Source organism: Gemmatimonadota bacterium, assembly GCA_009835325.1.
GTDB lineage: Bacteria > JAAXHH01 > JAAXHH01 > JAAXHH01 > JAAXHH01 > JAAXHH01.
In genome coordinates, this window is the sequence record VXWP01000073.1 from 1 (window position 1) to 14,166 (window position 14,166).

Below are 14,166 nucleotides of genomic sequence, written 5' to 3' on the forward strand. Positions count from 1 at the left end.
TAAAAAGGGGGTGTCACAAGCTTGACACCCCATTTAAATGTTCTGAGATAAAAGCGAAGAACCTATGGAATCTACCTACTTTCCAGTTGACCGATTTTCACCCAATCACTATTCGGGTCTAATACTGTAACAATGTAAATACCTTCGTCTGATCTATGAACGGTGGATGACTGACTAACCAAAGTGGTACTTAATTGCGCAGGTTCCAATTTGTAGAGCCCGCCAGTGATCGCATCGACAGCGAGCCCTATAATTCCACCAAAGATAATGTTCCCCCAGACCCAGCCACTTGCTTTTCGTTGAAGCGTAAGTCTTGCTGTGTGGTAACCATCTAGAGATATGTTTACTATATGCTGATCTTTACGTTTCAATTCAATAAACAGTGGCGTAATCCCCAGGTGTTGGTTGTTTACCGACACTGTAGCACCTTCAGGCACACTAGATACCCCAACTGATTGAGTCTTTCCATGCATAATCGTTGCACACCCGATGGGAAATACAACCATCATCAATGGGATCCACTGACGCAGTTTCATACGTACTCCCTTAGCAAAAAGTGAATTTTATGGTGTCAAACTAGCTTATTACATCAGAGGTTTATGCAGGTCTGTCAGGTATCGATATCTGTGTTGGCATTTAATGGTTAAATGCCGGTTAGTTACCCCCCAAGCCCGTCCTCGCCACCACCACCTTTTCCACCGCTTGCTCCCGCGTATCCGCCATCGCCGTCAAATGCCCCATCTTTCTTCCTGGCCGGGCTTCCTGTTTCCCGTACAGGTGCAGTTTGACTTCCGGAAAGGCCAGGACCGCTGCCCAGTCCGGTTCGCCATTCGCCCACAGATCTCCCAGCAAGTTGGCCATGGCCGCGGGACGGGGCTGTTCGGTCGATCCGAGGGGCAGGCCGCACACGGCGCGGACCTGCTGCTCGAACTGGCTGGTGACGCAGGCGTCGAAGGTGAAGTGGCCGGAGTTGTGGACGCGGGGCGCGATCTCGTTGATGATGAGGTCCCCGTCCCTGTCAAGGAAGTACTCGACACAGGCGACCCCGACGACGTCGAAAGCTTCGAAGACCTTCCGCGTGAGATTCACGGCGGTGACGTTAACCGCACCCGACACGTCGGCCGGGGCGGCCGTGACGTCAAGTATGTGGTTTGAATGCCTGTTCTGGACGGCACCGTAGTGGGCGAAATCTCCGGTCAATCCTCGTGCGGCGACGACCGACAGTTCCAGCTTGAAGTCGATAAACGCTTCGAGCACCGCTTCCTGCCCCGTCATGGACGTCCACGCACGGACCACGTCGTCGGCCGATTCGATCTTCACCTGCCCCTTGCCGTCATAGCCGAATCCTGCTGTCTTGAGCACGGCGGGCGTGCCGATTTCCTCGACGGCCGCTGCCAGTTCCTCCCCCGACTTGACATGACGAAACGGCGCAACCGGAAACCCGTGCTCCGCCAAAAAAGTCTTCTCCCGCAGGCGGTTCTGCGTCGTGTGAAGGACGCTGCCTTTGGGACGAACCGGTGCGATGGGGGATGCAGCGTCGACGCATTCGGCCGATATGTTCTCGAACTCCAGGGTGATGACGTCCACGTCTTCGGCGAAGCGTTTCACGGCATCCACGTCGTCGTAGGCGGCTACGACTTCTCGGTCGGCGACGTGACCGGTGGGCGAGTCGGATTCGGGTGAGAGGGTGTGGACGCGGTAACCCATGCGCCGGGCGGCGATGGCGATCATGCGGCCGAGCTGACCGCTGCCGAGGATTCCGATGGTCGAGCCGGGGAGAACGGGAGCGCGTGTACCGGCCGGGTCATTGGTTCCGCTCACGTCAGCTCGTCTCCCATGACCTTGTCGGTCTGATCTTTCCGGTACTTTCTCAGTTTCTCCCGCAGGTCCGGCCGCGAGTTGGCCAGAATGGCCACGGCGAGCAGGCCCGCATTCACCGCGCCGGACTGGCCGATGGCCAGGGTGCCCACGGGAATGCCGCGGGGCATCTGGACGATGGAGAGCAGGGAGTCCATCCCTTTGAGCGCCTTGCTTTCCACGGGCACGCCGAGCACCGGCAACAGGGTCTGTGCCGCCATCATGCCGGGCAGGTGAGCGGCGCCTCCGGCGCCCGCGATGATGACTTCGAGTCCTCTTCCCTCGGCCTCGGCCGCGTATTCGGCCAGCCAGAGGGGCGTGCGGTGGGCCGAGACGATCCGGCATTCATGGGGCACGTCGAACTGCTCGAGAACGTCCCTGACGTTCTGCATGGTGTCCCAGTCCGACTTGCTGCCCATGACCACGCCGACGAGGGGATTGGGAGAAGATTGCGTTACATTCATGGATTCACCTCTTCATCGACAAAAACACTGGCGTGGAGCACCTGAGCAACCGAATGGAAGATCGCCACCTATGGCAAGGTCGGCACCTATGGCAAGGTCGCAACCTACGGCATGGCACACCGCGAACAGTCATCATTCGTTTCAAATCTCGCATGCGTCGCCGTTGCATCCCATTTTACTTCGTCCCGCAATCCTAAGGACAGGTGGCAAATACAGCAGCAGTCCAAAAGGAATCAACAGGGGAATCTGCATGCACACTTTTCGTGTCGCAAAGATACCGGTGAATATCCTGTCCGTCCTTTTTTCGACCACGACGATTTCGCCTGCGGGAACCTCTCCGATGGGCGACCGGTCTGTTCGCAGTTCGACCCGGTCAAGCCAGTCCATGCGACCCGTACTCGCCGCCTTCTGCGCGCAATCGGGACATTGCTCATTGAAATACAGTCGTATACTCACTACTTAGTCTCGTCCTGCCCCAGAATATGCTCCACCACCTTCGGTCCATGCAAGCGGCTATTTTCGATGAAGATGTCGCTGCTTACGTTGCCGGCGGTGATGACGCCGATGATGTAGATACCGGGGACGTTGGATTCGAAGGTGTCTGGGTCGTGCACCGGGATGTTGTCTTCGGGCTGGACTTCGACGCCCGTGCCGCTCAGGAAGGGCACGTCGGGGCCATGGCCCGTCATGCAGAATACGAAGTCATTCGGGATCACGCGCTCCGTGCCCGCTGCTTCCAGGACCACCTCGGTCTGCCGGATCTCCTTCACCGTGGAATCCATGATGGCCGTGATCGATCCCTCGGCGATGCGGTTCTCCAGGTCGGGCAGGACCCAGTACTTGATGCCCCGGAACGCGCTCTGGCGGTAGGACATGGTGACCCGCGCGCCGGCTCGGTAGAGGGTCAGGGCCGTCTCCACGGCCGAGCTCTTGCCTCCCACGACGAGGACGTCCCGGTCGAAGTAGGGGTGGCCCTCCTTGAAGTAGTGGAAGACCTTGGGCAGTTCCTCACCGGGCACGCCGATCCGGTTGGCGCTGTCGAAGGCGCCGGTGGCCAGGATGACCTTCCGGGTCCGGTAGCGCCGGTCGCCCTCCCGCTGCGAGACCGATTCGATTTCGAAATCCCCGTCCTGACCCGAGATGCGCGTGACCTCTTCGTAGGTGTTCACCTTGAGTCCCTGGGACTCGACGAATTTCAGGTAGTAGTTCAGCGCCTCTTCCCGGGTGGGCTTGAGTCCCTGGACGATCATGGGCACGTCACCCAGCGAGATGAGTTCCGGGGTCGAGTAGAAGACCAGGCCCGTGGGAAACTGGTAGATGGTGTGGACGATGCACTGGCGTTCCACGACCACGTAATCCAGTCCGGCCTGTTTGGCGGCATAGGCTGCGGCGAGTCCGGCCGGCCCGGCCCCGATGATGACGGCGTCGTACAAAATCCCTCCGATCCTAGTCTTCCAGTTCCATGGCGACGACCTCCCACTCCAGGTAGAGGTCCTCCAGCTCCTGCCGGGCGCGTGCGTAGGCGCTGCCGACCCGTTCGACCTGCTCCCGGTCCGAGAAGGTCCCCTCCTCGCCCAGGTCGCCCTCGAGGCGGGCGATCTCCGCCTCCTTCTTCCGGATGGCCTCTTCCAGCGCCTCGGCCATCATCCGCTGCTCCTTGCGTTCCTTCTTACGGGGATCGTAGGCCGTCCCGGCAGCCCCGCCAGTCCCTCCAGTCCCGTCAGCCGCCCCGGCCTTGCGGCGCGGTTTCTTCTCCTTCGCCCGCGCGGCGGCGAGGCGTTGCTCCTCCTTGAAGGCCCGGTATTCCGAGTAGGTGCCTTCCCAGTGGCGGACGCCGTCCTGTTCGAAGATCAGCAGCGCGCCGACCATCTGGTCGAGGAAATAACGGTCGTGGGACGCCACCATGAGCGTGCCGGGGTAGTCGGCCAGGGCCTGCTCGAGGGCCTGCCGGGAGAGGATATCGAGGTGGTTGGTCGGCTCGTCGAGGACCAGGAAGTTCGGTTCCTCCAGGATCAGCTTGGCCAGCGCCAGGCGCCCCTGCTCCCCCCCGCTCAGCAGGCTGACCTGCTTGAAGACATCGTCTCCGCGGAAGAGGAACCGGCCGAGGAGGTTGCGCACGGTACCCTCGTTCATGCCCGGCCTGACCGACCAGAGTTCATTCAGCACGGAACGCTCGCCCGTGAGGCTGGCCCGTTCCTGGTCGTAGTATCCGATGTCCACGCCCGTACCCAGGCGGATGCTCCCGGACGAAGGCGTCTCCTGGCCCACGATCATGCGGAGCAGCGTGGTCTTGCCCGCGCCGTTGTACCCGATCAGGCCCACGCGGTCGCCCAGGTGCTGGGTGAAGTGCAGTTCCGAGAACAGCGTCCTCGTGCCGTAGCTCTTCGACACGTCATTGAGTGCGAGCACGTCCCGGCCGCTGCGCTTCATCGCCCCGAAGTTCAGGGAGGCCGACCGGTGCTTCGTCCGCGGCTTCTCGAGGCGCTCAAGGCGCGCCAGGTGACTTCGTCTTCCCTGGGCCTGCTTGGTCTTGACGCCCTCGATGGTCCGGCGGATGAATTCCTCTCGCTCCTGGATGAAGGCCTGCTGCTGGTCGTAGGCGCGCTGTCGCGCCTTGAGGCGTTCGGCCTTGACCTCCATGGCCCGGGTGTAGTTGCCCGGGAAGTTCTGCAGCCCCAGGTCTTCCAGTTCGGCGATCCGGTTCACGGTCCGGTCGAGAAAGTAGCGGTCGTGGGAAACGAGTAGGATGGCCGCCGGGTGGTCGGTGATGTATTCCTCCAGCCATTCCGTCGCGGCCACGTCCAGGTGGCTTTCCGGCTCGTCCAGCAGCAGCAGGTCCGCGTCGCCCAGCAGCAGCTTGCCCAGGCGAAGGCGCGTCTTCTGCCCGCCGCTGAGCACGTTGACCGGCAGGGGCAGGTCTTCCTCCTTGAAGCCCAGCCCGTGGAGCACGGTCTTTGCGCGGTGCGGGTAGGTGTAGCCGCCGGCCCGTTCGAACTCTTCCGTCAGCCGGCCGTACAGCCCGAGCCGGCGCTCGGTCTCCTCCGCGTCGCCCTTCGCCTTCTCCAGCGCCGCTTCGGCCTCGCGCAACTGCTTTTCCAATGCGTGAATGCGCTCGAAGCTGCTCAGCGCCTCGTCCAGGACCGAGTTGGTGGCGGTCAGGTGCGCGTCCTGGGTCAGGTAGCCGGTCCGGAGGTCCCGACGGCGGGAGATTTCGCCCTCGTCCGGTGACAGGTCGCCGGTGATGAGTTGCAGCATGGTCGTCTTGCCGGTCCCGTTGGAACCGATCAAGCCCACGTGCTGGCCGGGGTCGATGCCCCAGCTGATGCCCTGCAGGACACACTGCGCGCCGTAGTGTTTCGTGACTTTGTGGAAGGATACGAGCGCCATGGGTCAAGTCGTGATTGAGGAAGTCGTGGTCGCCAAAAGCACGCTCGCGGAAGTCGTGTAAGCGGAAACCGTTTCGATGGAAATCGTGTTCACGGAAGTCGCTTCGATGAAAGTCGCGTCCGCGAATTGCAAACGAGATTTACAAAAAAACCATGGAAGGCTGGCCAGAAGCTTCCATGGTTTCGTCGAGTGGGATGCACTCAGTACGGCATGTTGTATGCGCAAGACCCGGTCAGGCACAGGCCTGTCCAGGCATTCCAGGCACATCCGGGCCGGGTAGGTCTTTGTACGGATGCCGACACGCCGGGCGACCCTGAGGCCCCCGAAAGGTGAGCGGTTCCCGGCGGTTCGGGTCAGACCGGCCCGCGAATCAGACGGCGGCTTCCTGGGCGGTGACTTCTCCGTCCGCGTACCATTCCACGAAGTTGTAGACCCCCTTGCGGATGATCCCGCGGGGATTCCCGTGTATGTCCACCCGGTCGCTGCGCACCGTGACGATCTTGGAGCGGGTATCGATTTCTTCGTCCGGCACGATGACCCGGGCCACGAAGAACTTGCCGTCCTGCTCGCAGACGCCGAATTCCATGTTCTTGCTGTTCAGATCCTGAACGCAGAACTCGATGGCTTCACGCTTTTCGAATTCGCCTGTTACCTGAATGTATTCGCCCTCGGTGGGTCCCAGTAGCTGCATACGATCGCTCTCTTCCTGCCGCGTGCCCATGGTTACCGATGAAATCCAGGTCGCTTATTGAGTGCGCACGCCTCGACTCAGCGACCCCGGAATGCCGCGGGACGTTTCTCGAGAAACGCCGCGATGCCTTCCGCCTTGTCCTCTGAGGAGCTCACCGCTCCGAATTCTCGGGCTTCCAGCGCCAGGGCTTCGTCCAGTCCCCGGTCCAGCCCTTCATTGACGCAGGTCTTGATGGAAGCCAGCGCCACGCCGCCCTTGGCGGCCATGCGCCTGGCCAGTTCCCCGACCGTCTTCATCAAGTCTTCCGGCGCCGTAACGCGATTGACGAGCCCGAGGCGATGGGCCTCGGCGGCATCGAACATATCGCCCGTCATCATCAACTCGAGGGCCCGTCCCCGGCCGATGAGCCGCGGCAACCGCTGCGTGCCGCCCCATCCCGGGACCAGGCCGAGGTTGATTTCCGGCTGGCCGAACCGGGCTTTCTCCGAGGCGTAACGCAGGTCGCACGCCATGGCCAGTTCGCATCCGCCTCCGAGCGCCACCCCGTTCACGGCGGCAATGACCGGCAGCCTGAAAGCCTCGATCCGCCGGAAGAGGCGATGCCAGCGATGGGTCATTTCCTCAGCGTCCGAACCCGACAGCCGCTGCAGTTCCCGGATGTCGGCCCCGGCCGCAAAGGCCCGGTCGCCGCTACCCGTCAGCACGACCACGGAAGCGTCCGGGTCGCCGTCTGTCTGGTCGAGCGCTTCACCGAGCTCGCGTCCGACCTGGTCGCTGAGCACGTTCAGGGGAGGATGGTCGATCGTGATCGTGACCACCCCGCCGTCCTGCTCGATGAGTATCTGCTCAAACGACATGCAAGCGCCTTGTCGACGTGCCTGGAAACAACCCATACAACCGGGACGATTCCCATGGAAAGCGGCCCGGTTTTCGCGGAAAGCGCGAACAGTTTAAGATAATGTATTTACGTCACTTCGTCAATAGGAAAGTGAAAAATCGTAACACGTTTGTCACATAACCGCGAGGGGACTTCGAAGGAGTTTTTGCAAGCGGCGGCAAACCGGAATCGTGCTGCACCGAACCCTGTTCCCGGTCCCGCGCGTCGACCGTTAAATGCGACCGCCGGTGGTTTCCGTTCACGATCGTGCGCGCTATTCCCGGTTCCGCGCGTCGACGGTCCACTGTTCCCGACAGCGGCCGTCGCCGTCGATCACGTAGACCTGGCGATGCAGCGCGGTGCAGGGGCATACGTGGGTGGGGAAGACGTAGATGGGATCGCCGACCGACAGGCCGGAGCTATCCGGGCAGTCCATGATCCAGTGTTCCTCGTTGTGCAGCCCGGGTTCGGCGCCGGGTAGGTTCCAGGGGATGCCGCGCTGCCCGGCCGGGTCCGAGGCGATGGACTTGTTGCCCAGGTCGAGGGTCACGCGCGTCGGCGTGGGAACGCTGATGATGCGGCTGAGGAGCAGGGCCGCGGCTTCGAAGGGCAGGTCGGGGAAGCGGCTGCTGTACCCCCAGTCCCAGAACACCGAAGTGCCGGGCGAGGGCTCCACGTCTTCGGCCGGAGCATAGCACGGGAAGGATATGGAACCGCCCATGACCCGCCGCGGCACGGGCAGGCCCCGGGACTCCAGCCGGGCCTGAAAAGCGCGCACCTGGTCCAGCGCGGCGCCGCAGGCCTGCCGACGTTCCTCGAGGTCCGACTGGTGGTTATGGCCATCATAGCCGTGCAGGCCGCCGGGCGTGATGCCGGGGAGGCGGTCAAGCAGCGCATAGAGCTCGAGCGCTTCCGTGCCGGCCGCTATACCGGTGCGGTGCTGGCCCACGTCGAAGTCCAGCAGGACGTCGATGGTCACACCGGCGCCGGCGGCTGACGCCGACAGCGCCTCGGCAGCGCCCGCATCGTCCACCATGGTGCGGAAGGTCGTCCCGGGATAACGGCCGGCGAGGTCGACCAGGCGTCCGATGTTGGGCCCGATCATCTGATAGGCGATGAAGACGTCCTCCACGCCCATATCCGCCAGCATCCGCGCCTCGTAAATCGTGGCGCACTTGAACTTGTCGATCCCGGACGCGCGCTGCATCTCGATGACGGCTCGCATCTTGTGGGTCTTTATGTGGGGACGCAGGCGTTCGGGGCCGCCCGCGATCTCCAGGGTCCGGTCGATGTTCACCTTCAGCCGCTCCCGGTAGACCAGCATGGACGGGCTGGGAATCTCATCGACATTGGCTACGAGGTATCGGGGATCCATGGGGGCTCCTATTGTAGCTTCCCGCGCGCCGCGATGTCCCACACGGATTCAACCGTGCCGTCGCGCACGCCGTAGAACCGGTCGTGGAGGTTGATCGTGGTGCAGCAGTGGCTCGGGACGATGTGGAACTTGTCGCCCGGCCTGAGCGTGCAGGACGCGCCGGGCAGTTCGATCTTGACGTGTTCCTCGGACTGGCGCAGGATCGATGCGCCTTCCACGCCGCGGACGGTCTGCAGCCCCATGTCGTTCGTCATGGTCTTCAGGCCCGCGTCGGCGACGGCGAGTTCGTCGCCGGGCCGGCTGACGATGGTGGCGTAGATGGTGAGCGCGCAGTCGAACTCGGGAATGCGTTGCTGGTAGGTACCGTCCATCAGGATATAGGACCCCGCCTGCACTTCGTTCACCCCCGGGAACGTCCCGGTGACCTTGTACGTCCCCGTGCCGCCGCCGCTGACCAGGTCCACGGCCAGGCCCCGCTCGCGGATGTAGTCGGCCGTCTGAGTCAGCATGGTCATGGACTCCCGGCAGCCCGCGTACCGTTCCTCGTCATTCGGGTTGCCTATGATGTGGCCCTCGTAGCCCATCACCCCGCGGAAGACGACACCCGGATGCCGGTCGATGGCCTGGGCGAGTCGCCACGCGGGTTCGCCGGGCGGCACGCCGCAGCGCTCCATGCCCACGTCGACCTCGATGATCATGTTCACCCGGGTGCCGGCGGCCAGCGCCGCGTCGGAGATCTCCCGGACGTTTTCTTCATGGTCCGAGGCGACGATGACGTCCGAATGGCGCGCGAGAGCGACCAATCGGTCGATCTTGACCCGTCCTACCACCTGGTTGGCCACGAGGATGTCGCGAATGCCCGCCGCGGCCATGACCTCGGCCTCGCCCAGCTTGGCACAGGTAACGCCCCGGGCGCCGGCCTCGATCTGCCGGTGGGCCAGGACCGGCGTCTTGTGCGTCTTGGTGTGGGGCCGCAAGAAGGCGTCCTTGTCGGCGAAGAACGCCGCCATGCGGGCGATGTTGCCTTCCATCAGGTCCAGGTCGATCACCAGGGCCGGGGTGTCGATGTCTTCCATCGGACTGCCGGGACGGGCCATCAGGCGTACTCCGGATTACTCGATGGATGCGCGCAGGTTAGCGTATGGTAGCGTATGGTCAATGTATAGCCGACGCGACTGCGGCATTCAGCGTATTGTCAAATTATAGCCGCCCGCACCGGTCAGGTACAGCGTAAACTAACCCTGGCTGCGACCGCCAACCGCCGTTCAGTGCACCGGAGGAATCGCTTACCAATCCCTCGAATCCGGCACGGCCAGCGAACGGCCATTTTCGGCGATGGACTGCTGGCTGACGAGGCCGGGCAGGGTCATGTCCATGGCCTCGTGCAGGCCGATGGACGGCTTGCGCCGGCCTTCCGCGGCTTCGATGAATTCGACCAGTTCGTAGTAGTCGCTCCCGCCGTGCCCGGCGCCTTTCGCGGCCGCCGCCCCCATCCAGTCGGGCAGGAACTCCTCCTCCAACTCGTGAAGGTCCATCCACGTGTTTTCGTCCTCGCACCAGGACCGCAGCCAGATACGGTACGGCTGTCCCTTTCCGCGGGCCGACTCGTAGCAGCCGTCGGTCCCCTGGATCTGGTAGTTGGTCAGCGCGTGGGGCCGGTCGGACGTGAGGTCCATGCGGATCTTGGCCAGGCCGCCGCCCGCCATCTTGCAGAGCATGACGCTCGTGTCCTGGGCGTAGGGCTTGCCCTCCGCGTCCAGGTAGTGATGCCCGCTGCCGTGACAGGTCACGTACGCCACGCGGTCGTCGAACCACTGGAGGATGGGTCCCAGGCTGTGGGTCCCGTAAGTGATGCCGTCGATGCCGGACTGCCAGTGGCGGCGCCATACCTGCCCGGACGGAAGTCCCCGGGCCGCCAGGCGATGCTCGTCGTATCCCTTGAGCTCGTGGAGGTACTCCCCTTCGGCGTAGTAGGGCCTGCCGAAATGTCCCGCTTTCACGAGCGCCTTCACCAGCACGTTCTCCCGGATGTAGGTATAGTTTTCGCCCATCATGTACACGCGGCCGGAGGCCTTTGCCGCCCGGACGATCCCCCGGCACTCCTCGACCGAGACCGCCGCCGGGACCTCGCTGAATACGTGCAGTCCCCGGTCCAGCGCGACGATGGCCTGAGGCGCGTGCAGCGGCATGGGCGTGGCGATGATCACGCCGTCCAGATCGGACCGATCGAGCATCTCGCCGTAGTCGGTGTACTGTTCCGAGGCGCCCAGCAGCTCCGCGGTGGCGGGCAACGCCCCGGTGTCGACGTCGCACACGGCGTGGACGCGGACCCGCGGGAGGGCGTCGCAGGCGGCGCGGAAGCTCATGCCCCGGCCGCATGCCCCGGCGATGCCCAGGTGGAACTGTTCGTGACGAGGGTTCATAGCCGATCTCTTTCAGGATCGTCAGGCCGGACAGTCAACTCACCAGCGTGGCGATCCGCCGCATGCACACCGCCAGGAAGATCTCCTGCGCGCCGGGCAGGTCCTGGTGGGCGTCGCTTTCGATGAAGTGGTTCATGGTCATGATTATGAGATACACCGACAGGGTGTCAAGGGCACTCTGTTCCACGACGGGGTGGCTGTCGCGAATGAGCGCCGCGAGCAACCGGGCCTGTTCCATCATGGCCGGCACGTCGTTGCGTTCATAGGCCCGGGTGAACAGCGCGAAGAGGCTTTCCACGCTCCGGCGGGTGTCTTCGGGGACGGCCTTCGAATCGGTAAACCGGGAAACGGTCCGCTTGATCATGCGCTCCAATTCGCCGTAGCGTTCGTTTTCTTCCATGGACAGCAGCTTGTAGAAGCGGTCGCCGGCCCCCAGCGTCCGGCAGATGTTGTTGAGCAGTTGCAACCGCACCGCGGGCGACGTGAAGGAGCCCAGCCGGTCGAAGGTCGGCTTGATGATGCGGTAGTCCTCGCGGTGGCTCAGGGCCTCCACGAGCGTGGGGAAAGTCAACGGGTCCACGTTGTTCGAGAAGTGCCAGAACAGCAGTTCCTGCACGTCGTCGCCTTCCATCTGGCCCAGTCCGGAAATGGCGCTGATCCGCACCCTGGGATCTTCGTCCTCCAGGGCCTCGACCAGCGGGTCCACCGCCCTGGCGTGTTTCAGCTGGCCCAGGGCCTCGGCCGCCTCGCTGCGGATGTCCGAGGAAGGACTCTCGAGTTCCCTGATGAGGGTATCCACCGCCGCTTCCGAGCCGGTTTCCCCCAGCGCCCGCGCGGCCTGCCGTCGCACCTTGGAACTCGCGTCGGACAGGGCCTGGACGAGGTGGTCGATGGCCATGGGATTCCGGGACCGGCCCAGCCTGTAGGCCGCCCGCGCGCGCCGGTCTTCGGCCGTGGCTACGTTGAATACGATGTAGTTGAAGGTGTAGCTCAGCAGGTTGCCGCGGAACATGTTCGACAGGAGCTGCTGGGACGAGATGGAGCGGGAGTCGCGTACCGGCCGGAGCAGGAACAGCGGCACGAAACGCATGATCCCGCTCAGGAAGAACAGGAGATTGATGTCCTGGATCAGGAATCCGGCCACGGTGAAGCGGACCCCGGCCAGCGAAGCCACCAGGATGCCTCCCAGGAGCGGCCCGGCGGCGTAGAGCAGGTTGATCGACGTGGACCACGAGGCCATGTAGGCGACCCGTTCGTCCTGGTTCTCCTTCGGGAGCAGCGCGTACTGCAGGGGCGTGACGCCCAGGTTGATGCCGCCCATGATGAGACCGGAGAGCAACATGGCGACGGCGACCATGGCGTGGTTACCGGGCTGGCACAGCCCCCACAGAAAGGCGTTCAACGCGCCGGGGATGATGAGGATCTGGAGGACCGGCTTGCTGCCGAAGCGGTCGATGATCACGCTCCAGGCGCGATACCCCGCGATGGTGGCGAGCGTGCCCAGGGCGCTCAGCAGGGAGATGGCGGTATAGCCGAACCCCAGGCGGTCGAGCATGAACACGCTGAAGAGCGGACCGGAGAGTCCGAGGGCGAACTGCCAGGACGCGTAGAATGTGACCAGCCGGCGGAAGTTCCTGTCCCGGAAGGGCTGCAGCAGGTGGCGCAGGGGATTCCGGGTCTCGGTCTCGTCGACCCGGGTCGGGTAGGGCGTGCGCCTGAGATACAGGGGCCCGGCGGCACCGCAGAGGGTCCCCACGACGAACACCACCACGAAGGCCATGAGCTTTTCCTCATCCGGAAACCAGTCCACGAAACGGCCCGTCATGACGCCCACCGCCGCGCCAACGAGGCTGTTGACAATGGTCTGCCGGCTCGTGAAGCGGGCGCGGATGTTTTCCGGGACGGTGCCGGCGACCCAGCTCGAGTAGAACGGCGTGTAGATGTACCCCGCGGTCAGCCCGGCGACCAGGAAGATGAGCAGCATCCGCTGGTGCAGCGATTCGACGAAAAGGAAGGGGATCGTGATCATGAGTCCCCGGAACAACGCCTCCAGCACGCCGTTCCAGACGACCCAGCGCTTCTTGTTCTCGATAGACTTGCTGAAGAGGGAGGAAATGATCTGCACCGGGGCGAGGATCGAGGCGATCGCGGAGTAGAAGGCGATGTCCGAAGCGTCCAGTCCAAGGGACAGCACGAAACCCGCGAAGACGGCCGTATTCGTGCCGACCATCTGGCCCCAGGCCCCCCAGAGTCCTCTCACGACGATAAAGGATCGTAGCGATCGGTTGACTTCGCCCCGTGAAAGCATGTTGGGTTGCTCCGTTGGCCTGTCCGTACTGGTGGTCCCGTGGTCTCTATGTTTCGGCCGCGATTGACTGCGCGTCCCGCGATATGCGCGCCGTCCACGCTCCCTGGTTCCGCGAAATGCGCCACAGAATAGGTGCGCCGTGCCGGTATCGTCAAGAATATAAAAGAAAAAGCGAGAATCGTGACTTGCATTTCCACTAATCCATTTATAATCACTATAGTATCGGATCATTTGAAAGGAGCCTGGAAGTGGAAACCGTATCGATCTGGATCCAGCCAGCCGTACTGGTGACGGCCTTTATCTTCTTCTGGCGAGAGGCCAAGGGGAGCAGGCGGGATGTGAGGGCCGAAATGCTGGAAGTGGAAAAAAGGATACTCGACCGGATGGACGAGAAACTGGAAGCGAAAGACGAGCGATTCGACGCGCAGTTAGTTGCCCAGAACGAGCGATTCGACGCGCAATTTGCAGCCATGAATGATCGGTTTGCCGTGCAATTTGCAACGATGAACGAGCGATTCGACGCGCAATTTGCAGCCATGAATGATCGGTTTGCCGCGCAATTTGCAACGATGAACGATCGGTTCGACGCGCAATTTGCGACGATGAACGATCGGTTTGATGAAGTAGGCAGGCAGTTTGCCGAAGTTGACAAACGGTTCGATGCTGTTGACCGGCGGTTTGATCGACTGGACGAAAGAATAAACAGCGTCGAAATTCAACAGGGCAGACTGGACGAACGGATGACGGCCCTGGATGGACGGGTGGATGAGATGGACGCCAGAAT

The 14,166-nt window shown here is 62.9% G+C and carries 12 protein-coding genes; 1 reads left to right on the forward strand and 11 read right to left on the reverse strand.

Going from position 1 to position 14,166, the window contains the following annotated elements:
- Positions 1-71: 71 nt before the first annotated feature.
- The 11 genes from F4Z81_09240 to F4Z81_09290 all read right to left on the reverse strand — a co-directional run bounded on the left by F4Z81_09240 (position 72) and on the right by F4Z81_09290 (position 13,613).
- A complete protein-coding gene (locus tag F4Z81_09240) occupies positions 72-536 on the reverse strand; it encodes a PEGA domain-containing protein (protein MXW05234.1) in 465 nt (154 codons plus the stop codon).
- 118 nt (positions 537-654) lie between these two features.
- A complete protein-coding gene (locus F4Z81_09245) occupies positions 655-1,821 on the reverse strand; it encodes a 5-(carboxyamino)imidazole ribonucleotide synthase (GenBank protein MXW05235.1) in 1,167 nt (388 codons plus the stop codon).
- The gene (gene purE / locus F4Z81_09250) at positions 1,818-2,321 is read right to left on the reverse strand and encodes a 5-(carboxyamino)imidazole ribonucleotide mutase (protein MXW05236.1); all 504 of its coding nucleotides are present in this window, start codon (positions 2,319-2,321) and stop codon (positions 1,818-1,820) included. The genes F4Z81_09245 and purE overlap by 4 nt, the downstream gene beginning before the upstream one ends.
- A 455-nt stretch (positions 2,322-2,776) precedes the next feature.
- Positions 2,777-3,766 (reverse strand): YpdA family putative bacillithiol disulfide reductase, encoded by a 990-nt coding sequence (gene ypdA / locus F4Z81_09255; protein ID MXW05237.1) that lies wholly within the window; start codon positions 3,764-3,766, stop codon positions 2,777-2,779.
- Position 3,767: 1 nt separating this feature from the next.
- Positions 3,768-5,708 (reverse strand): ABC-F family ATP-binding cassette domain-containing protein, encoded by a 1,941-nt coding sequence (locus F4Z81_09260; protein ID MXW05238.1) that lies wholly within the window; start codon positions 5,706-5,708, stop codon positions 3,768-3,770.
- 370 nt (positions 5,709-6,078) lie between these two features.
- A complete protein-coding gene (locus tag F4Z81_09265; GenBank protein ID MXW05239.1) occupies positions 6,079-6,399 on the reverse strand; it encodes a hypothetical protein in 321 nt (106 codons plus the stop codon).
- 77 nt (positions 6,400-6,476) lie between these two features.
- A complete protein-coding gene (locus tag F4Z81_09270) occupies positions 6,477-7,256 on the reverse strand; it encodes a hypothetical protein (protein MXW05240.1) in 780 nt (259 codons plus the stop codon).
- Positions 7,257-7,550: 294 nt separating this feature from the next.
- Positions 7,551-8,651, reverse strand: a complete 1,101-nt coding sequence (locus F4Z81_09275; protein ID MXW05241.1) for a D-TA family PLP-dependent enzyme — start codon at positions 8,649-8,651, stop codon at positions 7,551-7,553.
- An 8-nt stretch (positions 8,652-8,659) separates the two neighbouring features.
- Positions 8,660-9,748, reverse strand: coding sequence for a DSD1 family PLP-dependent enzyme (locus tag F4Z81_09280; GenBank protein ID MXW05242.1), 1,089 nt, complete (start codon positions 9,746-9,748; stop codon positions 8,660-8,662).
- Between the two features lie 189 nt (positions 9,749-9,937).
- Positions 9,938-11,074: a Gfo/Idh/MocA family oxidoreductase gene (locus F4Z81_09285; protein ID MXW05243.1), complete on the reverse strand. Its 1,137-nt coding sequence runs from the start codon at positions 11,072-11,074 to the stop codon at positions 9,938-9,940.
- A gap of 34 nt (positions 11,075-11,108) precedes the next feature.
- Entirely contained in the window at positions 11,109-13,613 is a 2,505-nt protein-coding gene (locus F4Z81_09290) for an MFS transporter (GenBank protein MXW05244.1), read from the reverse strand.
- Between the two features lie 17 nt (positions 13,614-13,630).
- Between F4Z81_09290 and F4Z81_09295 the strand changes: the two genes are divergently transcribed.
- The coding region (locus tag F4Z81_09295; protein ID MXW05245.1) for a hypothetical protein at positions 13,631-14,166 on the forward strand (536 nt) is incomplete at its 3' end.

Coding starts and splice junctions, on each gene's coding strand:
- F4Z81_09240 (MXW05234.1), bottom strand. CDS start 536: ATGAAACTGCGTCAGTGGATCCCATTGATGATGGTTGTATTTCCCATC.
- purE (MXW05236.1), bottom strand. CDS start 2,321: ATGAATGTAACGCAATCTTCTCCCAATCCCCTCGTCGGCGTGGTCATG.
- F4Z81_09260 (MXW05238.1), bottom strand. CDS start 5,708: ATGGCGCTCGTATCCTTCCACAAAGTCACGAAACACTACGGCGCGCAG.
- F4Z81_09265 (MXW05239.1), bottom strand. CDS start 6,399: ATGCAGCTACTGGGACCCACCGAGGGCGAATACATTCAGGTAACAGGC.
- F4Z81_09270 (MXW05240.1), bottom strand. CDS start 7,256: ATGTCGTTTGAGCAGATACTCATCGAGCAGGACGGCGGGGTGGTCACG.
- F4Z81_09275 (MXW05241.1), bottom strand. CDS start 8,651: ATGGATCCCCGATACCTCGTAGCCAATGTCGATGAGATTCCCAGCCCG.
- F4Z81_09280 (MXW05242.1), bottom strand. CDS start 9,748: ATGGCCCGTCCCGGCAGTCCGATGGAAGACATCGACACCCCGGCCCTG.
- F4Z81_09285 (MXW05243.1), bottom strand. CDS start 11,074: ATGAACCCTCGTCACGAACAGTTCCACCTGGGCATCGCCGGGGCATGC.
- F4Z81_09290 (MXW05244.1), bottom strand. CDS start 13,613: ATGATCCGATACTATAGTGATTATAAATGGATTAGTGGAAATGCAAGT.